The 21,963-nt window shown below is 67.8% G+C and carries 21 protein-coding genes and 1 riboswitch; of the genes, 1 reads left to right on the top strand and 20 read right to left on the bottom strand.

From position 1 onward, the window contains the following. Positions 1 to 598: 598 nt before the first annotated feature. The 8 genes from EJO69_RS02425 to fmt form a co-directional block, all read right to left on the bottom strand. On the bottom strand, positions 599 to 1,024 hold the full coding sequence (locus tag EJO69_RS02425) for a PH domain-containing protein (RefSeq protein WP_126038750.1): 426 nt from the start codon (positions 1,022 to 1,024) through the stop codon (positions 599 to 601). Beyond that, the gene (gene hisG, locus EJO69_RS02420) at positions 1,021 to 1,863 is read right to left on the bottom strand and encodes an ATP phosphoribosyltransferase (RefSeq protein WP_126038748.1); all 843 of its coding nucleotides are present in this window, start codon (positions 1,861 to 1,863) and stop codon (positions 1,021 to 1,023) included. The genes EJO69_RS02425 and hisG overlap by 4 nt, the downstream gene beginning before the upstream one ends. A gap of 9 nt (positions 1,864 to 1,872) precedes the next feature. Next, positions 1,873 to 2,136, bottom strand: coding sequence for a phosphoribosyl-ATP diphosphatase (locus tag EJO69_RS02415; RefSeq protein WP_126038745.1), 264 nt, complete (start codon positions 2,134 to 2,136; stop codon positions 1,873 to 1,875). A 253-nt stretch (positions 2,137 to 2,389) separates the two neighbouring features. Further along, positions 2,390 to 3,358 carry an ABC transporter substrate-binding protein gene (locus EJO69_RS02410; protein ID WP_126038742.1) on the bottom strand — a complete coding sequence of 323 codons (969 nt, stop codon included), beginning with the start codon at positions 3,356 to 3,358 and terminating at the stop codon, positions 2,390 to 2,392. Beyond that, entirely contained in the window at positions 3,355 to 4,104 is a 750-nt protein-coding gene (locus EJO69_RS02405; protein ID WP_281272847.1) for an ABC transporter permease, read from the bottom strand. The genes EJO69_RS02410 and EJO69_RS02405 overlap by 4 nt, the downstream gene beginning before the upstream one ends. Positions 4,105 to 4,165: 61 nt before the next feature. Continuing rightward, a riboswitch (FMN riboswitch) is annotated at positions 4,166 to 4,284 on the bottom strand. Between the two features lie 17 nt (positions 4,285 to 4,301). Then, positions 4,302 to 4,964 (bottom strand): ribulose-phosphate 3-epimerase, encoded by a 663-nt coding sequence (rpe, locus tag EJO69_RS02400; protein ID WP_126038739.1) that lies wholly within the window; start codon positions 4,962 to 4,964, stop codon positions 4,302 to 4,304. A gap of 13 nt (positions 4,965 to 4,977) precedes the next feature. Beyond that, a complete protein-coding gene (locus EJO69_RS02395; protein ID WP_126038737.1) occupies positions 4,978 to 6,384 on the bottom strand; it encodes a transcription antitermination factor NusB in 1,407 nt (468 codons plus the stop codon). Then, positions 6,381 to 7,289, bottom strand: a complete 909-nt coding sequence (gene fmt / locus EJO69_RS02390) for a methionyl-tRNA formyltransferase (RefSeq protein WP_126038734.1) — start codon at positions 7,287 to 7,289, stop codon at positions 6,381 to 6,383. The genes EJO69_RS02395 and fmt overlap by 4 nt, the downstream gene beginning before the upstream one ends. Positions 7,290 to 7,526: 237 nt before the next feature. On the opposite strand from fmt, the gene EJO69_RS02385 reads away from it, so the two are divergent. Continuing rightward, entirely contained in the window at positions 7,527 to 8,174 is a 648-nt protein-coding gene (locus EJO69_RS02385; protein ID WP_126038731.1) for a hypothetical protein, read from the top strand. A 75-nt stretch (positions 8,175 to 8,249) separates the two neighbouring features. Here EJO69_RS02385 and EJO69_RS02380 read toward each other — a convergent pair whose 3' ends face one another. The 12 genes from EJO69_RS02380 to pyrR all read right to left on the bottom strand — a co-directional run bounded on the left by EJO69_RS02380 (position 8,250) and on the right by pyrR (position 21,925). After that, positions 8,250 to 10,166: a primosomal protein N' family DNA-binding protein gene (locus EJO69_RS02380; protein WP_126038728.1), complete on the bottom strand. Its 1,917-nt coding sequence runs from the start codon at positions 10,164 to 10,166 to the stop codon at positions 8,250 to 8,252. A 17-nt stretch (positions 10,167 to 10,183) separates the two neighbouring features. Next, entirely contained in the window at positions 10,184 to 11,383 is a 1,200-nt protein-coding gene (gene metK / locus EJO69_RS02375) for a methionine adenosyltransferase (RefSeq protein ID WP_245993722.1), read from the bottom strand. An 11-nt stretch (positions 11,384 to 11,394) separates the two neighbouring features. After that, the gene (coaBC, locus tag EJO69_RS02370; protein ID WP_126038722.1) at positions 11,395 to 12,630 is read right to left on the bottom strand and encodes a bifunctional phosphopantothenoylcysteine decarboxylase/phosphopantothenate--cysteine ligase CoaBC; all 1,236 of its coding nucleotides are present in this window, start codon (positions 12,628 to 12,630) and stop codon (positions 11,395 to 11,397) included. An 8-nt stretch (positions 12,631 to 12,638) separates the two neighbouring features. Beyond that, the gene (rpoZ, locus tag EJO69_RS02365; RefSeq protein WP_126038719.1) at positions 12,639 to 12,908 is read right to left on the bottom strand and encodes a DNA-directed RNA polymerase subunit omega; all 270 of its coding nucleotides are present in this window, start codon (positions 12,906 to 12,908) and stop codon (positions 12,639 to 12,641) included. Positions 12,909 to 12,939: 31 nt separating this feature from the next. Next, complete coding sequence (gene gmk / locus EJO69_RS02360) at positions 12,940 to 13,503, bottom strand: guanylate kinase (protein WP_425454741.1); 564 nt, start codon at positions 13,501 to 13,503, stop codon at positions 12,940 to 12,942. Next, positions 13,497 to 13,808, bottom strand: coding sequence for an integration host factor, actinobacterial type (gene mihF, locus EJO69_RS02355; RefSeq protein WP_126038714.1), 312 nt, complete (start codon positions 13,806 to 13,808; stop codon positions 13,497 to 13,499). Before mihF ends, gmk begins: the two co-directional genes overlap by 7 nt. 106 nt (positions 13,809 to 13,914) lie before the next feature. Next, positions 13,915 to 14,715 (bottom strand): orotidine-5'-phosphate decarboxylase, encoded by an 801-nt coding sequence (gene pyrF, locus EJO69_RS02350; RefSeq protein WP_126038711.1) that lies wholly within the window; start codon positions 14,713 to 14,715, stop codon positions 13,915 to 13,917. Then, complete coding sequence (carB, locus tag EJO69_RS02345; RefSeq protein ID WP_126038709.1) at positions 14,712 to 17,993, bottom strand: carbamoyl-phosphate synthase large subunit; 3,282 nt, start codon at positions 17,991 to 17,993, stop codon at positions 14,712 to 14,714. Before carB ends, pyrF begins: the two co-directional genes overlap by 4 nt. Next, a complete protein-coding gene (carA, locus tag EJO69_RS02340) occupies positions 17,993 to 19,159 on the bottom strand; it encodes a glutamine-hydrolyzing carbamoyl-phosphate synthase small subunit (protein ID WP_126038706.1) in 1,167 nt (388 codons plus the stop codon). The genes carB and carA overlap by 1 nt, the downstream gene beginning before the upstream one ends. Next, positions 19,156 to 20,439, bottom strand: a complete 1,284-nt coding sequence (locus EJO69_RS02335; protein ID WP_126038703.1) for a dihydroorotase — start codon at positions 20,437 to 20,439, stop codon at positions 19,156 to 19,158. Before EJO69_RS02335 ends, carA begins: the two co-directional genes overlap by 4 nt. After that, complete coding sequence (locus EJO69_RS02330) at positions 20,436 to 21,392, bottom strand: aspartate carbamoyltransferase catalytic subunit (RefSeq protein WP_126038701.1); 957 nt, start codon at positions 21,390 to 21,392, stop codon at positions 20,436 to 20,438. Before EJO69_RS02330 ends, EJO69_RS02335 begins: the two co-directional genes overlap by 4 nt. Further along, positions 21,389 to 21,925, bottom strand: coding sequence for a bifunctional pyr operon transcriptional regulator/uracil phosphoribosyltransferase PyrR (gene pyrR, locus EJO69_RS02325; protein ID WP_126038699.1), 537 nt, complete (start codon positions 21,923 to 21,925; stop codon positions 21,389 to 21,391). Before pyrR ends, EJO69_RS02330 begins: the two co-directional genes overlap by 4 nt. Positions 21,926 to 21,963: the final 38 nt, after the last annotated feature.

Raw genomic sequence — 21,963 nt, 5'->3', positions numbered from 1 at the left:
CATGGGCCCCAGGTTTGCCGAGGTCGTGGGACCAAGGTGGGCTTTCTGCGGACGCTTCCAGTCCGAATAGGCGGGCGCTCGATCGGCGTGAGGGCGCCCATCCACCAGGCCCCCGCCTGGCGCGGCGAGCCCAGCATGCTCGGTGATCTGCTCCGATAGTCCCGAGCCTATGCCGTGCCAGAGCGCAACAGGTGGTGGACGGGTTCCGTCCGAAATGCGCAGGTTATGACGCACGCCTCATGGCGCGGAGCGTTAATAGTGTCGTCATAGTTATGCGATGACGTCTCTGCGTGCGAATCAACACGGGAATGCATGGACACGCCTTCGCCATGCTCTGGCAGCAAGAACGATACGAGAATGGTCAACTCGGCAGGAGCGAAGGACGTGACCGGCGCATCGCACGCATCATTGGGTGCTGGGCAGGACGGGCCTCGCTGCGGAGCACGCAGGGGTGTGTCCGTGCGGAGGTGCGTGGGTGCCGGTGGGTCCACCGCTGAGCCCTGAATACCAGCTGGACAGAATGTGATCGATGAGGGCGGCGAGACGGACTGGCTGGCCGCAATGGTGCGAGGTTCCGCCGGTCAGTCGAACACGTCGACTACCTCGACTGCATGCGATCGATAAGGGTCGCGAGGCGCACTGCCTCCCGGCGGGCATACTCACCATCGGCGCTCTGGATCGCCATAACGTTGATGACGTGGCCCTCGGAGGTATCGACCCGGACCCAGGGTCCCTCGCCGAAGTCGACCCCGACGATCTCGGCCCAGTCGAGGGTGTGGGAGTAGATGAGGTTCTTGATGTAGATCCCCTCCTCACGGACTTCGACGCGGACCTGGACCTGGATCCAGAGCAGCCAGAGGAAGAACGCGAGGAGGAGAAGGGTTCCGATGTAGTCGATGGTCCCCCAGGCATACATGCCGAAGCTCGGCGAGACTGAGAAGAGGACTGCCGTGGCGGCAATGAGGAGGATGGCGAGACCGTAGCACACGTATCTCGCCATCCGGGGTCGAAAGGTATCGGTCACAGCCTGCAGGCGAGAATCGGGGTGACGAGGATGGCACGCGCGCCGGCGTCGTACAGCGAGTCCATCACCTTGTTCCTGTCATCCTTCTTCACCATCGCGCGGACCGCGTACCACTCCCCATCGTGCAGCGGGGACACGGTCGGCGACTGGAGTCCGGGGGTCACCTTGACCGCCTCGTCGAGGTGGCTCCGGTGGATGTCGTAGTCGATGAGGACGTAGCCGCGGGCGACGAGGACGCCCTGGATGCGGCGGTCGAGAATGTTGAGTCCTTCGGGCTCCTCGCCGGTGCGGCGGATGAGGACGGCCTCGGAGAGCATGAGCGGCTCGCCGAACACGGTGAGGCCCGCTGCCCGCAGGGTCGAGCCGGTCTCGACGACGTCGGCGATCGCGTCGGCAACCCCGAGCTGGACGGAGGATTCGACCGCGCCATCGAGGTGGACGACAGTGGCGTCGATGCCCTTCTCCCCGAGGTGCTTCCTGACGACCTGGTCGTAGGACGTGGCGATCCTCTTGCCCGCCAGCTCGTCGATCGTCGACATGGAGCCGCCCGGTGCCGCGAAGCGGAACGTCGATCGTGCGAATCCGAGGGCGCGATGCTCGATCGCCTCGGCACCCGAGTCGATGAGGAGGTCGCGGCCGGTGATGCCGACGTCGACCGTGCCCGCACCGACGTAGACGGCGACGTCCCTCGGGCGAATGAAGAAGAACTCGACGCCGTTCGCCTCGTCGAGCAGGACGAGCTCCTTCGGGTCGCGGCGCTGGCGGTAGCCGGCCTCAGCGAGAAGCGTCGATGCAGGTTCGGACAGTGAGCCCTTATTGGGGACAGCGATTCTCAGCACGGAAAGTCCTTAGAGGTAGCGGTAGACGTCGTCCAGGGTCAGATCCCTGGCGATGAGCATGACCTGGAGGTGGTAGAGGAGTTGAGATGCTTCGAGGGCGACCTGCTCGTCCGACTCGTACTCGGCCGCGATCCAGACCTCGCCCGCCTCCTCAAGGAGCTTCTTCCCGATCGTATGGATCCCGGCATCGAGCTCCTTGACGGTGCCCGACCCCTCGGGGCGCTCCTGGGCCTTCTGGCTGAGTTCAGCGAACAGTTCTTCGAAGTTCTTCACGCGCCCAGTCTATGCGCATCGGCCGCAGTCCTCACCCCGCGCCCAGGAAGAGAGCCGAATCGCGCATCACCAGCCCCACTCCCCTACATGCCCCGCCGTGCCGCCCTCTTCTCAGCGAGCATCACCTGTCGCCAGACCACGCCGTCGCGGGTCCGTCATGGTCCCTGTCCTTGCGGTTGTCGAGGAGGTCAGGATCGGGGGCAGACAAGGAGGGGTCCCGCACATGATGTGCGGGACCCCTCTCAGCAGGCTCTCATCGTGCGTCGACGATCTGCGTCGTCATCGCCTCATCCGCGGGAACCTCGGTCGAGATGATGCCGGCGGAGTGCATGAACTCGCTCATCGCTGCCCACCGCTCGGTGTCCTGGATGCCGACCGTGCCATCGCCCTGGTAGAGGGGCAGGGTCGCGGTGAAGGTCAGCTCAGCGGCGGCACGCGCCTCGGGGTCGCTCATGCCGGGCACGTACTTCGTCACGATGTCGAGGGTCTCCTCGGGGTTCTCGGCGGCGAAATCGATCGCCTTCTCGACGCCGTCGAGGATCCCGACGTAGGCGTCGGAGAGCTCGTCGAACGAGTCACCCCTCGCGGTGAGGCCGGGGCCGATGAGGGGCAGGTTCGGTGCGAGGTCGATAGTGCGCACGTCGAAGCCCTGCGACTCCATCGCCACAGCGTCGTTGTTGACGAAGCCGATGACGGCGTCGACGTCCCCGCGGGTCAGAGCCGCCATCTGCGTGAAGCCGATGCTCTGGACGTCGACATCCTCAAGGTCGTACTGATCCAGCATGGCGAGCAGACCGAACCAATTCGCGCCATACTCCCCCGGGAGCCCGACGCTGCGGCCCTCGAGGTCGGCCGGGCTCATGATGTCGGAGTCCTCGGGGACGATGAGGGTGACGGGGTACTCCTGGTAGAGGGTGGCGAAGTTGACGGCGTCGATCCCCTCGGCCCTCGCGTACATAACCTCGTCCCCACCGGCGAAGAGGACATCCTCTTCACCCGTGGTGAGTGCCGTGAAGAGTGGCTCCTGCGCGCCGTGATGGCGGAGGGTGACGTCGACACCGGCATCCTCGAAGAAGCCCTGGTCGTCGGCCACGTAGAACGGGAAGAACTGGACGTCCGGCACGTAGGACATGCCGACGGTCACCGATTCGGCCTCATCCGTGTCGGCGCCGCAGGCACCGAGGAGGGCGACGGCCGTGAGGGCCGCGAGGATTTTTTTCATGAGATTCCCTTTCTGATGTCGAGCACACGCTCGACGTAGGTGAGGAGGAGATAGATTCCAACAGCGAGGACGATGAGGATGGCGATGACGGCGAACAGCTGGGCCACGTTCGCCGTGGAACCCTGCCCCTTCGAGAGGGCCGCACCGAGCCCATCCCCGCCCATGACCATCTCGCCGACGACGGCGCCGGTGATGGAGAGGGTGAAGCCGGTCCTGATGCCGGCGAGAATCGAGGGCAGCGCCAGCGGCATCTCAATCCGCCGAACAAGGTCGAGCCTGCCTGCCCCGTCGAGCCTCGCCGCGTCGATGATGTCCTGATCGAGTTCGCGGATCCCGAGGGCGGTGGAGATGACGACGGGGAAGATGACGATGATCGTGCACAGCACGGTGATCGGCAGGAGGCCGTAGCCGAGCCAGATGACGAGGAGCGGGGCGAGGGCGACGGCCGGGACGGCCTGCGAGGCGGCCAGGTACGGGCCGAGCGTGGCCGCGACGATGCGGGAGCGGGCGATCAGGTAGCCGAGCGGAATCCCGATGAGGGTGGCGGCGATGCAGCCGAAGAGGGCTGCGATGAGAGTCTCACGGGCAGCGAGGATGAGGTAGCCGTCGGTCAGGCCGGCCCAGAGGGTGTCCCACACGCGCATGGGGTGGGGAAGGAAGTATGTCGGGACCGCGCCCGCTTCGGCGACGGACCACCACAGGGCCAGCACCAGCAGCCCGAATACGATCGGTGCGAAGTGTCGCAACTGTCCTCCGCGCACTTCGGGGACAGCGGGCACGCGTCGCGCACGTTGGGCGCGACAGCCAGGCGTGTTTCTCCCATCCGGACTTTCACCGTCGGTTGGGGAGTTTCACCCCATCAACCGCTTGCGCGGGTCGCGGACTATCACCGCCGGCTCGGACTTTCACCGACCCCGAAACACGCCTCTATCGTAGCATCTCGTCAATGACTGTGACTGCGAGCCAACTCACGCAGCGTATCGACCGCGTTCGCGGCGTCCTCAGCCTTGTACACGGCAGACCCTGCGACGAAGTTGTTCGCGCCGGCCTCGGCCGCCTGGGCGATCGTGTCGGCGCTGACGCCGCCGTCGACCTGGATCCAGGTCTCGAGGCCCTTCTTGTTGATGAGCTCGCGCAGGCGCGCGACCTTCGGCATGACGCTCGCGATGAACGGCTGCCCGCCGAAGCCCGGCTCGACCGTCATGCACAGGACCATGTCGAACTCATCGAGGATGTCGATGTAGTCGTCGATCTGGGTGGCGGGGTTGAGGGCAATACCGGCCCTGGCTCCCATCGCACGAACCTCGCGTGCCAGACGGATTGGGGCCGCGACAGCCTCGGCGTGGAACGTGACCGAGTCCGCACCGGCCTCGACAAAGCCCGGCACCCAGCGGTCCGGGTTGGCGATCATGAGGTGCGCGTCGATCGGGACCGGCGAGTACTTCTTCGCGGCCTCGATGACGGGAATGCCCCACGTGAGGTTCGGAACGAAATGGTTGTCCATGACGTCGACGTGGGCCCAGTCCGCGTTCGAGATCCTGTTGAGCTCGCCGGCAAGGTTGCCGATGTCGGAGTTGAGGATGGAGGGGGAGATCAGAATGCTCATGGTTCCCAGTTTCTCACTTCTTGATGAGGAGAGCGGCGAACATCGCGTCCGTATCATGCTCATCCGGCCACAGCTGGAGATACGGACCGGTGATCGTGTCCAAAGACCCAGGCTTGACGATGCGGCGTGCGATCTCGACCGCATCGAGAACCTCGACCCGGTCCGTGAACCGGTCGACGATCTCCCGCGTCTCCCGCACATCGGGTGAGCACGTCGAGTAGCAGATGAGGCCGCCGGGACGGGCGGACTCGATTGCGGCCTCGAGGAGGCCCACCTGGAGGTCCGTCATCCCCTCCGCATCCTCGTACGTCTTGCGCCAGCGGGCCTCCGGCCGGCGGCGGAGCGACCCGAGGCCCGAACAGGGAACGTCGACGAGGACTCGGTCGAAGCGTCCCGGCTCGCCGATCGAGCGCGCGTCGCCCTCGCGGAGGATGACGGCGTCACCGAAGGGCTCGATGGCGTTCGCCACAAGGTCGAGACGGTGCCCGTGCAGCTCGTTGGCGAAGATCGTGACGGCAGGGTCGGCGAGCGCCGCCATCGTCGCGGTCTTCCCGCCGGGACCCGCACACATGTCGAGCCACTCCGTGTCCCGGCCCTCGAGAGGTGCCTCGATGACGAGGTGGGCGACGAGCTGGGAGCCCTCATCCTGCACACCCGCGCTGTGGTCCCGGATCGACTGCATCCGGCCCGGGTTACCCCGCTCGAGGACAACAGCCTCCTCGAGGAGCGATCCCTCGGTCGGGGTTGCACGGGCGTCCTCGGCGTCGCGGACAACGGTCTCCCGGGAGACGGTGCGCGGTGCGATGGCGACGCGGGCGGGCTCGTTGTTGGCGGCGAGCACATCACCGAGATCATCGACCGTGCGGCCCGAGGCCTCGAGCGACTTCTCATAGACCTCGAGGATCCATTCGGGGTGGGAGGTCTGTGCGGCGAGGACCGCCCGGGGTCCCTGCGGGGCGAGGTCCGTGGCGAGGACCTCATCCCATTCGGCCGAGGTGCGCTCGCTGATGCGATGCATGACGGCATTGACGAAGCCCGAGGCGCCTGAGCCGGCCTCGTTGCGGGCAAGGTTGACCGTCTCATTCATGGCCGCATGGATCGGCACGTCGAGGCCATGGATCTGGTGCGCGCCGAGTCGGAGAATGTCGACGACGAGGGGATCGATCTCCTCGAACGGCCGGCCCTGGACGCAGCGCTCGATGATCGCGTCCCACCTGCCCATCATCCTCAGCGTGCCGTACGTCAGATTGGTGGCGAAGCCCCGGCCCCGCCCCGTCAGACCGGCCTTCTGCAGCGTCGCGGGAAGAGCGATATTCGCGTACGCACCGTCGCGGACCTGCTCGAGCACATCGAGGGCCACGAGCCGTGCTGGATCTGATTCCATGCGCCCTGGGCGCCAGTTCGTCGGTCTGTCAGTCATGAGCCCCAGACTACCGCCTCACGCAGTCCTCTCCCCCAGTCGGCCGCCCTCATCCACGGCTTTCCCGGGGGCGCGATCCGGTCGAGTTTCAGTGAGCCGGCGCCCGTTCCCAGGAGCACATCCTCGCCGACGGAGATCTGCCCGACGGGCAGATCGACATCGACCGGTTCCGCCGGTCCGATCTTCACGCGATCCCCGTGCCACGTCGTCCACGCGCCCGGCGCGGGCGTGAAACCGCGGATCTGAGCGTCGAGCTCGGCCGCTGTGCGGCTGAGGTCGAGCTGCCCGTCGGCGGCTTTCAGCTGCGGAGCGTAGGTCGGCTCACCCTCCTGGGGCACGGCGCGTGCCGTCCCATCGGCGATGGCGGCGAGGGTCGTGGCGAGCAGGTCGGCCCCCATCTCCGAGAGCCGGTCGAGCAGCTCGCCGGCGGTCTCACGGTGACCGATCTCAACCTCCGCCATGTCGTACACCGGCCCCGTGTCGAGGCCTGTCTCGATCTGGAAGGTCGCGATCCCGGTCGTCCGCTGACCGGCGGCGACCGCGTATTGAACGGGGGCCGCGCCCCGCCACTGCGGCAGGAGGGAGTAATGGAGGTTGATCCAGCCGTGGGCGGGCACCGCCAGCAGCGCTTCAGGAATGATGAGGCCGTAGGCGACGACGGCGACGATCTCCGGGTTCAGCTCCGCGAGCTGCTCGTGGACCGCTGGGTCCTTGAGCGTGGTGGGCGTGAGGACGTCGATGCCGAGCTCACGTGCCTTCGCCTCAACCGGTGAGGGCGTGAGCACGCGCCTCCTGCCCACAGGGGCGGGCGCCCTCGTGAGGACGGCGACGATCTCGTGCTCCTCGGCGAGGCGGACGAGCGACGGTACGGCGGTGGCCGGGGTGCCGGCGAAGATGATGCGCATGGGCTCATTCTACGGTCCACCAGATCAACGACCTGGGCGAGCCGAGGCGCAGGCGATGTCGACTGGGCTCCGGGTGATGCTTCTCGGGCTTCGGGTGAGTCTTCCCAGACGCCACTGCTCCGCGCCCCTCACGGCCACGTCCTGATATGTCAGGCATCCAAACGTCGCGCCGGGTTGACGACCGTCGGCTATCTTGGCCTGTAGAGCGTGCAGAGTGGCGCGCGGAATGGAGACAGCGTGGTCGACACATCAACGCAGGGCCGGACCCGGCAGGACAGAAGGCCTCTCCGCCTCTGGCCCATCGGAGTCGCGGCAGTGGCCGCGCTTGCCGTCGGCATGCTCCTGCCGAATCCCTTTCCCACACTGTTCGGCACCCAGGAGCAGACCAACCACAGCCTGGTCGTCAATTCGCTTGAGAGGAACGAAGAGATCGTTCTGCTGGGTCTGGGGATTCAGGGGATCGCCGAGGAGCGAGTCTCCCGCACGGTCTTCGGCCGCAATGTTCCCGGCAGCGGCAGGGTGCTCTTCCTTCAATACAACTTCCAGGCGAAGCTCGGCATCAATGGCGAGGAGGTCGAGATCGAGCAGCGCGGCGGGGACGGCCTCCACATCACCGTTCCCGAGTTCATCTTCATCGGCCACGATGACATCACATTCAAGACGGCGCTCGAGGATAACGGGGCGCTGAGCTGGGTCTCCCCCGACATTGATGAGCCGGAGGTCATCAACCAGATCCTCAACGAGCAGAACGTCGACACCCACGTCAACGCGAACAGGGACCTGCTCGAGGATCAGGCCGAGGCCTTCTATACGGGCATCGTCACCGCCGTCGATCCCGACATTCGCGTCACGTTCGAGTTCGCCGAGGGCGACCCGACTCTCTGAGACGAAGGACCAATCCAGCCGGAATCCGGTCTGGTGGTGGGTCGGCACCACCGCACCATCGCCCCCACCGCGAGCTCAGATGATCGGATCCGCCTCGATCCGCACCGCCATCTGACCAAGGTCCTGAAGGGTCGCCCGCAGGACGCCGGCGAGACGCTCCGCGGGCGCCTCCTCATGAAGGTGGAGCGTCACTCCCTCAGCATCCTCAACCGGGCCGACGATGTGGATGCCGGCGGCGAAGACCTGGCGCCCGCCGCCCGTCAGGAGGGCGGCGATGCCCTGCTCGGGGGGCGCCTCGCCCTCAAGCCGGGCGGCGATGCCGCCGAGAAGCCGCTGGACGTCGGCTCGCTGCCCGGAGATCGCGAACCACCGGTGGAAGGGCGGCTGGCCGAGGGCCTCCCGTTCCTCCACGAGGGGCTCGATGAAGTCGATGCTGCGGGTGGCGAGCGCCTCGGCGAGGTGCGGTGGCACTCCCCCAGTGAGGAGCACGTGCTGGGAGACGCGGCTGGCAACCCGTGCCCACCGGCCGACCGCCTCGATCTCCGCATCGAGCGAGAGGCTGGCAAGCCTCGACCCGGCATCAAGGATGACGCCGGCTGCGAATTCGCGGTCCGGCTCCGCACCGGGGGTGGCGATGACGATGGGGAGGGTGGAGTCCTGGGCGGCGCTGCGCACCGATTCGACTCCGACGCCGGGGAAGGCGGCGGCGAGCTCCTGGGCGACGCGGGTCGAGCCCCGCGCCACGGCCCGCAGGTCGGACGACCCGCATGCGCACCGCCAGGTCGAACTCCCACAGGTCCCACAGGAGGCGGGGGTGCCCGGGGTCGGCACGGCGAGGCTCGTGCCGCACTGCTGGCACACCGCCTTCTTCCCGCACCGCTGACAGGCCAGGGCCGGCACGTATCCGGCCCGTGGCGCGGAGACGATGACGGGGCCGGTCTCGAGCCCGCGGCGGATCGTGGCGAAGGCCGCCGGCGGCAGGAGTCCGCGCTGGTCCCCCGCCCACTGCTCGGCCCGCGTCACGGTCGGCCACACCCCGCCCGCGACCATTCGCGGCCGTGACCGGTGGATCCTCGGGGGGAAGCTGAACCGAAGAAGAGCCCGCCCCTCTCCCCTCATCCGCAGCACCTCATCGGCCCACATGTACGGGCTGCGCTTGTCCCTCATCGCATCATTCTGTTCGTCGACGACGATGAGGAGGCCGGCGTCGACCGGTGCGAAGGCGGCGGCACGGGTGCCGAGGACGATGCGGGCGCGTCCCGTCTTGGCCGAGAGGAAGTGTCGGTAGCGGGTCTCCGGGGAGGTGCCCGCCTCGATGAGGGCGATCGGCTCCCCGGGCAGGCGATCGCTGATCGCCGCCCTGGCCCGGTCGACCTCGAGCGAGGTCGGAACGACGATGAGGACGGCGCTGCCGGCGGCGAGGGCGGCCTGGGCCGACCAGGCGACCGCCTCCCACGTCGACCGTCCGGCGGGGACAAGCAGCTCCGTCCCTGCCGTCAGATCGAGCCCGCCGAGCGGGGACGGCTCGGGTGCCTCAATGTGCGCGAAGGACGCCTGCCCGAGGGCGGTGATGGCCTTCTCGGCGCGGGCGTGGCGCGGGGGCACCGCGCCGCGCAGCACATCGTGCCGTGAGCACACATTGCGGGCGGCAATCCGGTCGGCAAGGTCGAACAGTTCGGGTGTGACAACCGGCTCGCCGAGGACTCCGAGGAGCGGCTTGAGCGAGGTCGCGTCCGTTGTCGTGCCCCGCTCCCGCAGGAAGCCGGTCAGGCGCTTCGCCCCGAACTGGACCCGGACCCGGACGCCCGGGACGGCTGCCTCGGCGAGCTTCTCGGGGACGAGGTAGTCGTAGTCCCTGTCGGGCCACGAAAAGGGGGTATCGAGAATGACGCGGGCGATGGGGTTCTCGACCGTGCTGTCGACAGTGCGAACAGCCCGCTCTGCGGGAAGCAGGGCGGGCTGTGTCGGCAGGTCGAAGAGAGCGTCGTCCACGCCGCTATCTCACCACGTCACAGGGACTCGATGGCGGAGCGGAGCGCCTCGACGCGGTCGGTCTGCTCCCACGTGAAGTCGGGCAGCTCGCGACCGAAGTGACCGTAGGAGGACGTCTGGGCGTAGATGGGGCGCTTGAGCCGCAGCTGGTCGATGATCGCGAGCGGCTTGAGGTCGAAGACCTTGTCGACCGCCTTCGTGATCTTCTCGACCGGGACCGTGTTCGTGCCGAACGTGTCGACGCGGACCGAGACGGGGTGCGCCTGGCCGATCGCGTAGGCGACCTGGACCTCGCACCGCTCGGCGAGACCGGCGGCAACGATGTTCTTCGCGACCCAGCGGGCCGCGTACGTGGCCGAGCGGTCAACCTTCGACGGGTCCTTGCCGGAGAAGGCGCCGCCGCCGTGGCGGGCCATGCCGCCGTACGTGTCGACGATGATCTTCCGGCCGGTCAGCCCGGCGTCCGACATGGGGCCGCCGATCACGAAGCGTCCCGACGGGTTGACGAGGATCTTCATGCCCGTCCGGTCGAGGTTCGGGGCGTAGCGGTCGAGGACGGGGGTGATGACGTGCGCGGTGATCTCCCGGTGGAGCTCCTCCTGCGTGACGTTCTCGTCGTGCTGGGAGGAGACGACTACCGTGTCGACCGAGACCGGCTTGTCGGACTCGTCGTAGTTGATCGTCACCTGGGTCTTGCCGTCGGGGCGGAGCCCGCGGACCGTGCCATCCTGACGGACCGCGGTCAGCGTCTCGGCGAGGCGGTGGGCGAGGAAGATCGGCATCGGCATGAGGACGTCGGTCTCGTTCGTCGCGTAGCCGAACATGAGACCCTGGTCGCCCGCGCCCTCGCGGGAGTACTTGTCGACCTCGTTCGTGGACTGGCGGGCCTCGAGTGAGGTGTGGACGCCGTCGTAGATGTCTGGGGACTGCTGGCCGATCGAGACGGACACACCGCAGGAGCGGCCGTCGAAGCCGACCTCGGAGCTGTTGTAGCCGAGATCGAGCAGGGCCTCGCGGACGATCTGCGGGATCTCGACGTACGAGGTCGTGTTGAGCTCGCCGGCGACATGGACGAGTCCGGTCGTCACCATCGTCTCGATGGCGACGCGCGCGTCCGGGTCCTTCGCGATGATGGCGTCGAGGATCCGGTCGGAGATGAGATCACAGACCTTATCGGGGTGGCCGGCTGTGACTGATTCAGAAGTAAAAGGCTGCACGGTTGACAAGCCTAAACGCCCTTTCTGGCAGAAGAGATCGTGTCGATGACGACTCCCGCCATCTGAGACTTCGTCCCCGCCGCGTCGGACCGGGTTTCGCCCGCCGAGTCGAGGATCGTGATCGCGGTGTCGACGTCGCCGAACCCGGCGGTCTCGCCGACCCGGTTGACGACGAGGAGGTCGGCGCCCTTGGCCCGCGCCTTGGCCCGGCCATAGTCGAGGACACTCCCACCCTCATCGCCCGTCTCCGCGGCGAAGCCGACGACGAACGCGCCGTGCGAGCGGTCGGCTGCGAGGCCCTTGAGGATATCCGGGTTCTCGACGAGCTCGAAATCGGGCACGGAGCCGCCCTTCTTCACCTTCGAGTCCGTCGTCGTCGCGGGCCGGAAGTCGGCGACCGCCGCGGTCATGATGAGGACCTGCGCGCACGGTGCGAGCCCGAGCATCCGCTCGCGCAGCTCAAGCGCCGTGCCGGCCGCGTGGATGGTGATCCTCGGGTGGTGCGGCAGCAGGGCAGCGTCGACGTTGCAGGCGACGAGGTCGACGTCCGCACCGCGGTGAGCCGCGGCGAGAGCGAGGGCGACACCGAAGCGGCCGGTCGAGCGATTGCCGAGGAAGCGGACGGGATCGATCGGCTCGCGGGTGCCGCCGGCGGAGATGACGTACCGCTCGCCCTCGAGATCCTGGTCGTACAGGAGGCCGAGCGCGGCCTGGACGATGTGCTCGGGCTCGGGCAGTCTGCCGACACCGGAGTCGGCGCCGGTGAGGCGGCCCTCGGCCGGTTCGAGCACGCGGACGCCCCGCTCGCGCAGGGTCGCCACATTCGCCTGGGTCGCCGGATGGTTCCACATCTGCGTGTGCATGGCCGGGGCGATCATGATCGGGCACGTGGCGACGAGCGCCGTCGCGGTCAGGAGGTTGTCGGCGATACCCGCGGCGAGCTTGGCGATCGTGTTGGCCGTCGCGGGGGCGATGACGATGAGGTCGGCCTCGGCGCCGACGCGGACATGCTCGACGCCCTCGGCGTCATCCCACACCGTCGTATGGACGGGGCGGCCCGTGAGGGCGGCGAAGGTCGTCTCCCCCACCATCTTGAGCGCCGACTCGGTCGGGACGATGCGGACGTCATGACCCGCCTTCATGAGGAGGCGGGCCACGATCGCGGACTTGTAGGCGGCGATGCCGCCCGTCACCCCAAGGACTATGCGAGACGGGCCCGCGGTATCACCGTGGGCCCGTTCAACCATCTCCGACATCAGTCTGTGGGCTGATCGAGGATGAGCTTGTCTTCGACGATCTCGCGCAGCGCGATCGACAGGGCCTTCTCCTCCGGGTCGGAGGCCACGAGCGGTCCGACATGGACGACGTTGCCGTCGGCGGACATCAGCTCCTGGCGGTAGTCGTTGATCTGACGTGCGCGGTCAGCGGCGTACACGGCGAGCGCGTACTTCGAGTCGACCTTTTCAAGAAGATCGTCGATGGGAGGGTCGGTGATGCCTTCCGGCTCTGGAACGGTTCCGTACATGTCAGCCTTTCCGATTGCTCAGCGATTCAGTCTATCTGATGCTCGACATAATCGACAGGATCTCATCGGTGGCCCGTGCCACGTCGTCGTTGACGACGATGTGGTCGAACTCGTCTGCCGCCGCCAACTCCACTCGCGCCGTCTCGAGCCTGCGGGCCCGCTCGGCGGGACCCTCGGTGCCGCGTGTCTCGAGGCGCCGTTCGAGATCCTCGAACGTCGGCGGTGCGATGAAGATCTGGACCGCCTCAGGGAAGGACTCACGCACCTGTCGGGCGCCGGCAAGATCGACCTCGAGGAGGACATCACGGCCAGCCTCAATCGCGTCGAGGACGGGCCGCCGCGGTGTGCCGTACCGGTTGACGCCGTGCACGGTCGCCCACTCGAGCATGTCGCCCGCCTCGACGAGATCGTCGAACTCCTCCGGGGTCACGAAGAAGTAATGGACCCCGTCGATCTCACCCTCGCGGGGCTGGCGCGTCGTGGCCGAGATCGAGAGCCAGATGTTCGGCTCGCGGGCGAGGAGCTGCCGGATGACAGTCCCCTTGCCGACCGCAGTCGGGCCGCAGATGACGAAGGCCCGTGTCTTCACTAGCAGAAGATCGAGATGAGGGCCGCCCGCTGGTGGGGGCCGAGTCCGCCGACGCGGCGCGAGGACGAGATGCTCGTGCGGTCCATGATCGCGCGGGCCTTGGCGATGCCGATGCCGGGCATCGACTCCAGCAGTGCCGACACGCGAAGCTTGGCGATGACCTCATCGGTCTGCGCGAGTTCGAGCACGTCGCTCAGCCGGACCTCTCCCGCCTTCAGGGACTTCTTCAGCTCAGCTCGCTTCTTGCGGGCCACGGCCGCCTTCTCGAGAGCTGCCTGTCGCTGTTCGGGCGTGAGGGAGGGAAGTGCCATTGATGCTCCAAACTTCCAATGCACGGTCATTGTGCACGACGACGAATAGTGCTCAGGCTCCCTGAGCACCGCTAGATTACCAGGGCAGAATCTGGGGTGTCGGACATTAAAATGTGAGATGGGAATCTTTTAGGCTGGACATGTCCGGACCGGCACGAAGGATTCCACGCGATACGGGTACCGACAGCAGATTTCCGACCGCCAGGGCCTCCGCCTCGGCGCGTGTGGCGCCCTGTGCGCCGACCCCGGGCGCGAGGATGAGGCCGTGGAGCGGCTCCAGCGAGATGCCCCACTGGGCGAGCCTCGGCCCCGCCGTCGCGCCAACGACGGCGCCGATGGAGCCGGCCTGCCCGGGCCACAGGCGGTCGTTCCAGGCGCCGAGCTCATCGATGACCGTCTGAGCGACAGGCGGCACACCTGCGCCCTGAATGGACGCACCCTCCGGGTTCGAGGTGACGGCGAGGACGTAGACGCCCCGGCCGTTCTCGGCCGCGAGGTCGAAGGCCGGCGCGAGGGCGCCGACCCCGAGGTAGGGGCTGAGGGTGACCGCGTCGGAGCCGAGCGGCCCCTCCCCCAGCCACGCCTGCGCATACCCCGCCATCGTCGACCCGATGTCACCGCGCTTCGCGTCGGCAATGACGAGGGTGCCGGCCTCCCGGAAGGCCCCGATGAGGTTCTCGAGGACTGCGAGACCGGCCGAGCCGTGCCGCTCGAAGAAGGCGACCTGCGGCTTGATCGAGGCGACCGAGCCGCTGAAGGCCTCCGTGAAGATGTCGGCGAACCGGGCGAGGCCCGCCGGGCTGTCGGGCAGCCCCCACGCCTCGAGGATCGAGGCGTGGGGATCGGCTCCGACACAGACGGCGCCGAACTGCTCCTGGGCGGCTGCGAGCCGACGTGCGAAGGTCAACCGACCCGCCTCGCCGTGTGCTCCTGCAGCGACGTGACCTCGAAGTTCGTCATCGCCTGCATGGCCTGGACGGCGGCGCCAAACTGCTGGACCGTCGTCATGATCGGCTTGTCGGCCGCCGTTGTCGCCGCCCTGATCTCGTAGCCGTCGGCACGGGTGCCGGAGCCGGAGGGGGTGTTGACGACCATGTCGATCTCGCCGGCCGTGATGAGGTCGGAGATCGTCGGCTCACCGTTGGGACCGCGACCCGCGGAGTTCCGGCGCACCTCGGAGGCGGGCACGCCGTACCGGCGGAGCAGGGCCGCCGTCCCGGTTGTCGCACAGACCTCGAAGCCCATCTCGACAAGGCCGATGACGGGGAAGATGATCGAGCCCTTGTCGCGGTCGGCGACGGACACGAACACGGTTCCCGAGGTCGGCAGGCCGCCGTAGGCGGCCGCCTGGGACTTGGCGAAGGCGAGCGGGAAGGTCGAGTCGAGGCCCATGACCTCACCGGTTGACCTCATCTCGGGGCTGAGGAGAGAATCGACGATCCGACCATCGTGGGTCGCGAACCTCTTGAAGGGCAGCACGGCCTCCTTGACGGCCGTCACCGGGTCGATCTCGACCCGCCCGGCATCCTGCTCCGGCAACAGCCCGGCGGTCCGCAGGTCGGCGATGGACTCGCCGGTCATGATCCTCGTGGCCGCCTTCGCGAGCGGGACACCCGTCGCCTTCGCGACGAACGGCACGGTCCGCGACGCACGCGGGTTCGCCTCGATGACGTAGAGGATGTCGGAGACGAGCGCGTACTGGATGTTGAGCAGGCCGCGAACCCCGACCCCGGCGGCGATCGCCTCGGTCGAGCGGCGGATCCGGTCGATCATCGGCTGGCCGAACGTGAGCGGGGGCAGGACGCAGGCCGAGTCACCGGAGTGGATGCCGGCCTCCTCGATGTGCTCCATGATCCCGCCGAGGAACAGCTCCTCGCCGTCGTAGAGGGCGTCGACGTCGATCTCGATCGCATCGTCGAGGAACTTGTCGATGAGGAGCGGGGCGACCCTGCGGTTCGCATCCCCACCCTCGCCGACCATGCGGGCCAGGTAGCCGCGCAGTTGCTCCTCGTCGAAGACGATCTCCATGCCGCGCCCGCCGAGCACGTACGAGGGGCGGACGAGCACGGGGTACCCGATTTCCTCCGCGGTCTCGATCGCCTGATGGTCGGTCATCGCCGTGCCGAAGGCCGGGGCCGGCAGGCCCGCCTCGGCGAGGACGCCGCCGAACTCGCCGCGGTCCTCAGCGAAGTGGATCGCCTCCGGGGACGTGCCGAGGATCGGGACGCCGGCGGCCTTGAGGTCGGCCGCGAGCGAGAGGGGTGTCTGCCCGCCGAGCTGGACGATCATGCCGGCAACGGGGCCCGCCTCGCATTCCGCCCGATAGACCTCGAGGACATCCTCGAGCGTGAGCGGCTCGAAGTAGAGCCGGTCCGACATGTCATAGTCCGTCGAGACGGTCTCGGGGTTGCAGTTGATCATGACCGTCTCGTACGTGTCACGCAGCGCAAGTGTCGCGTGGACGCAGGAGTAGTCGAACTCGATACCCTGCCCGATCCTGTTCGGCCCCGAGCCGAGGATGATGACGGCCGGCCGCTCGCGCGGCGCGACCTCGCTCTCGAGGTCGTAGCTCGAGTAGTGGTAAGGCGTCGAGGAGGCGAACTCCGCCGCGCACGTGTCGACCGTCTTGTAGACGGGGTGGAGGGCGTAGGCGTGCCGGATCTCCCGGACAGCCTCCTCCCCCATGTGCCGAAGCTGGGCGATCTGAGCATCGGAGAACCCGTGGCGCTTCGCGTGGCCGAGCAGGTCCGCGTCGAGGGCGGGGGCGTCCCGCACCTCGGCGGCGATCTCGTTGATGAGGACGAGCTGGTCGAGGAACCACGGGTCGATCTTTGTGATCTCGAACATCTGCTCGATGCTCGCCCCGCGGAACAGGGCCCGCTGGACCACGTGGAGCCGATGCTCGGTCGCCTCGTGGGCCTGCTCGAGCAGCTCCTCGAGGGTCTCGTCGGTGTCCCACCGGAAGGACGAATCCCTCTTGTCGATCGACCGCATAGCCTTCTGAAGGGCCTCGGCGTAGTTGCGGCCGAGGGCCATGGCCTCGCCCACGGACTTCATCGTGGTCGTCAGTCCGTTGTCGGCCGCCGGGAACTTCTCGAAGGCGAAGCGCGGGATCTTGACGACGACGTAGTCGATCGAGGGCTCGAACGACGCGGGCGTCGTGCCCGTGATGTCGTTGCGGATCTCGTCGAGCGTGTAGCCGAGCGCGAGGCGCGCCGCGATCTTCGCGATCGGGAAGCCCGTTGCCTTCGAGGCGAGCGCGGAAGACCGGGAGACTCGCGGGTTCATCTCGATGACGACGACGCGGCCGGTGGCCGGGTCGACGGCGAACTGGATGTTGCAGCCGCCCGTGTCGACGCCGACCTCACGGATGACGGCGATGCCGATGTCCCGGAGGTTCTGGTACTCGCGGTCGGTCAGGGTGAGAGAGGGCGCGACGGTGATCGAGTCGCCCGTGTGGACGCCGACGGGGTCGACGTTCTCAATCGAGCAGACGACGACGCAGTTGTCGGCCTGGTCCCGGATGATCTCGAGCTCGAACTCCTTCCAGCCGAGGATCGACTCCTCGAGGAGGACCTCGGTCGAGGGCGAGTAGTGGAGGCCGGCGCCGGCGATCCGGCGCAGGTCCTCCTCGTTCCAGGCGAAGCCCGAGCCGAGCCCGCCCATCGTGAAGCTCGGGCGGACGACGACGGGGTAGCTCAGCCGCTCGGCGGCGGCCAGGCACTCCTCGATCGTGTGGCAGATCTCGGAGCGGGCCGATTCGGCGCCGCACTTCTCGACGACCTTCTTGAACTCCTCACGGTCCTCACCGGCCTGGATGGCCTCGAGGCGGGCACCGATGAGCTCGACGCCGTACTTCTCGAGGACGCCGAGCTCGGAGAGCTCGACCGCGGCGTTGAGGGCGGTCTGCCCGCCGAGGGTGGGCAGGAGCGCGTCGGGGCGCTCCTTCTCGATGATCGAGGTCAGCACATCGGCTCGGATCGGCTCAACGTACGTCGCGTCGGCGAGCTCAGGGTCGGTCATGATCGTCGCCGGGTTCGAGTTGACGAGGATGACGCGCAGACCCTCCTCGCGCAGGACGCGGCACGCCTGGGTGCCCGAGTAATCGAACTCGGCGGCCTGGCCGATGACGATCGGCCCGGAGCCGATGACGAGGACGGATGAGATATCGTCGCGGCGGGGCATCAGCCCACCTCCTTCATGAGCGAGATGAAACGATCGAACAGGTGCTCGCCGTCGTGGGGGCCGGCGGCCGCCTCGGGGTGGAACTGGACGGAGAAGGCGGGAATGTCGAGGCACTGGATGCCCTCGACGACGCCGTCGTTGAGGGACACGTGGCTGACCGCGACCCTGCCGTACCTGCCATCCGCGTACGGGGCCTGCGTCGCCTCATCGACGGGCAGGTCGACCGCGAAGCCATGGTTGTGGGCCGTGATCTCGACCCGGCCCGTCTCACGGTCGAGAACGGGCTGGTTGGCGCCGCGGTGACCGTATTCGAGCTTGTACGTGCCGAACCCGAGGGCGCGGCCGAGCAGCTGGTTGCCGAAGCAGATCCCGAAGAACGGGATCCCCGCATCGAGCACGCCCCGCAGCAGCTCGATCTGAGCATCCGCCGTCGCCGGGTCACCCGGGCCGTTCGAGAAGAACACCCCGTCGGGGGCGAGCTCACGGACCTCGGCGAGCGTGACGGTGGCCGGGACGACTGTGACCTCGACGCCGCGCTCGGCGAACTGCCAGGGGGTACGGTTCTTGATCCCGAGGTCGACCGCGACGATCCGGGCCACGGGCTCGGCGAAGTCACCCCGCGGCTCGACGACATACGCGGACGTCGTCGACACGTCGGAGGCGAGCTCAGCGCCGGCCATGGCCGGGGAGTCGTTGACGAGGCCGAGGAGAATGTCGAGCGCCTGCTGGGTGCCGGTCTCGGCACCTGCCGGGAGTGCCGAGGCGGAGAAGATCCCTGCCCGCATGGCACCCCGCTCGCGGATGTGGCGGGTGATCGCACGGGTGTCGACCTCGCAGATCCCGACGACGTCGTGCTCGATGAGGTAGTCCTCGAGCTCGCCCTCGGCGCGCCACGAGGAGGCGCGGCGGGCGGGGTCACGGACGACGACGCCCGCGGTCCACACGCGATCCGATTCGCTGTCCGCGGCGTTGACGCCCGTGTTCCCGATGTGGGGGGCGGTCATGACGACGATCTGGCGGTGATAGGACGGGTCGGTGAAGGTCTCCTGGTAGCCGGTCATGGCCGTGGAGAAGACGATCTCGCCGGTGGTTCGGCCTCGCCTGCCCCAGGCCCTGCCGCGGAAGATCGTTCCGTCCTCAAGGACGAGGAGCGCTGGTTCTCTCATTCGGTGACCTTTCCTTCGCGGCACGTGATGCGGCCGCGAAACACAGTGTGCGTGACCTGCCCGGGAAGGGTCATGCCCTCCCACGGGGTGTTCGTCGACTTCGTATTCTGCTCCTTTCCACGCACCGTGACCGGTTTGTCCGGATTGTAGAAGCAGAGGTTGGCGGGTTCGCCGACGGCGATGGGCCTGCCCTGGTCGGCCATGCGGCCGATCTCGGCGGGCTTGGTCGACATGACGCGGGCAACATCGGCCCAGTCGAGGAGGCCGGGCGCGACCAGTTCCTTATGGACGACAGCGAGGGCTGTCTCGAGTCCGGTCATGCCGAACGCCCCAGCCCCCCATTCGCAGTCCTTCGCCTCGACCGGGTGGGGTGCGTGGTCCGTGCCGATCGTGTCGATCGTCCCGTCCGCGAGGCCGGCCTTGAGCGCATCGATGTCCTCATCGGTTCGCAGCGGAGGGTTGACCTTGAATCGGGGATCGTAGGTGCGTGCCCGGGTGTGATCGAGGGAGATGTGGTGGGGCGTCGCCTCGGCCGTGACATCGATGCCGAGACCCTTGGCCCAGCGGATGATGTCGACGCTGCCCTTTGTCGACACGTGGAGCACGTGGAGGCGGGAGCCGACATGCTTGGCGAGCAGGCAGTCACGGGCGATGATCGACTCCTCGGCCACCGCCGGCCATCCGGCCAGGCCAATCTCGGCCGACACCTCCCCCTCGTGCATCTGCGCACCCTCCGTCAGGCGGGGCTCCTGCGCGTGCTGGGCGATGACGCCGCCGAAGGTGCGCACGTACTCGAGGGCGCGGCGCATGAGCACCGGGTCCGAGACGCACATGCCATCGTCGGAGAACATCGTGACGTTCGCCCGGCTCTCGTACATGGCCTCGAGCTCGGCAAGCTTCTCGCCCTTGAGGCCGACGGTGACGGCGCCGACCGGCTGCACATAGGCATAGCCGGCCTTCTTGCCGAGCTTGCCGACCTGCTCGACGACACCGGCCGTGTCCTGGGTCGGGGTCGTGTTCGCCATGGCGTGGACGCAGGTGAAGCCGCCCGCGGCCGCGGCCTTCGTCCCGGACAGGACCGTCTCGGCATCCTCGTGGCCCGGCTGGCGCAGGTGCGTGTGGAGATCGACGAGGCCGGGGAGGGCGATGAGGCCCGTGGCGTCGATGACCTCGGCGCCGGCCGGGTCGAGGCCCTGACCGATCTCGGTGATGGTCTCGCCGTCGATGCGGATATCGGCCGTCTGTGTGCCGAGGATGGATGCGTTCGTGAAGAGGATCATGCTGCCGCCTCGTTGGCCAGGGTCAGATAAAGCACTGCCATTCGGATATAGACGCCGTTCTCGACCTGCTCGAGGACGACGGAGCGGTCCTGGTCGGCCGCCTCGGCCGAGATCTCCAGGCCCCTGTTCATGGGGCCGGGGTGGAGAAGGATCGTGTGGTCGGGGAGCCTGTTCATCCGCTCCATGTTGAGACCGTAGAGGCGGTGGTACTCCTCCGGGGAGGGGAAGAAGCCGCCCCCGGCGCCTGTCATGCGCTCGTGCTGGACGCGGAGCATCATGATGCCGTCCGGGCCATCCTCGATCGCCTCGTCCAGGCTGTACCTGATCGTCGCGTTCCAGCCCTCGATCCCGACCGGGAGAAGGGTCGGCGGTGCGACGAGGGTGACCTCGGCGCCGAGCGTCGTCAGCAGGTCGAGGTTGGACCGGGCCACACGGGAATGGAGGATGTCGCCGACGATGACGATCTTCTTACCCGCGAGGTCCTGACCGAGCCTGTCCGCACCGACGAGGTGACGCCTCATCGTGAACGCATCGAGCAGGGCCTGGGTCGGGTGCTGGTGGGTGCCATCGCCGCCGTTGATGACGGGGGCATCGATCCAGCCCGAGTGGGCGAGCCGGTGGGCGGCGCCGGAGGCGGAATGCCGCATGACGAACGCCTCAGCACCCATGGCCGCAAGCGTCTGGGCCGTGTCCTTGAGCGACTCCCCCTTCGACAGGGAGGAGCCTTTCGCGCTGAAGTTCAGCACATCAGCGGAGAGCCGCTTCGCGGCGGCTTCGAAGGAGAGACGAGTGCGGGTCGAGTCCTCGAAGAACATGATGGCGATCGTCCGGCCCGCCAGCGCGGGCAGCTTCCGGATCGAGCGCTTATTCGTGTCCCGCATCGTCTCCGCCGTGTCGAGGATGGTGAGGGCCTCGGCGAGATCGAGCTCGCCGGCAGAGAGGAGGTGCTTCACCGGGGGTCCTCGATGATGACCGCATCGGCGTCGTCGACGTCGGCGACATGGACGTAGACCCGCTCGGAGCGGGAGGTGGGCAGGTTCTTACCCACGTAGTCGGCCCGGATCGGCAGCTCACGGTGGCCGCGGTCGGCGAGGACGGCGAGCTGGACGGCGGTGGGGCGGCCGATGCTCGTCAGCGCATCGAGGGCGGCCCGGATCGTCCGGCCGGAGTAGAGGACATCATCGACGAGGACGACGATCATGTCATCGATCCCATCATCGGGAATCAGAGTGGGAGCTGGTGCTCTCGTTGGGTTGCGGCGCAGATCGTCGCGGTGCATCGTCACATCGAGCGAGCCGACGTCGACGTGTCCGCCGCCCGCCTTCTCGATCGCCTCGGAGAGCCGGTGCGCGAGGGGAACACCGCGGGAGGGGATGCCGAGCAGAATGACGTTCTCTGCTCCCTCGTTGCGCTCGATGATCTCGTGCGCCATGCGGGTGATCGAACGATGGATGTCGCCCTCGTTCATGACAGTTCGTTGACTCATGTGGACTCCTTGCCGCCTCACAGGACGGTAGTTAAAGG

The sequence above is a fragment of the Flaviflexus salsibiostraticola genome (assembly GCF_003952265.1).
Classification (GTDB): domain Bacteria; phylum Actinomycetota; class Actinomycetes; order Actinomycetales; family Actinomycetaceae; genus Flaviflexus; species Flaviflexus salsibiostraticola.
The sequence above is the reverse complement of the archived record's forward strand: the minus strand, read 5'-3'. Positions and strand labels throughout refer to the sequence as shown.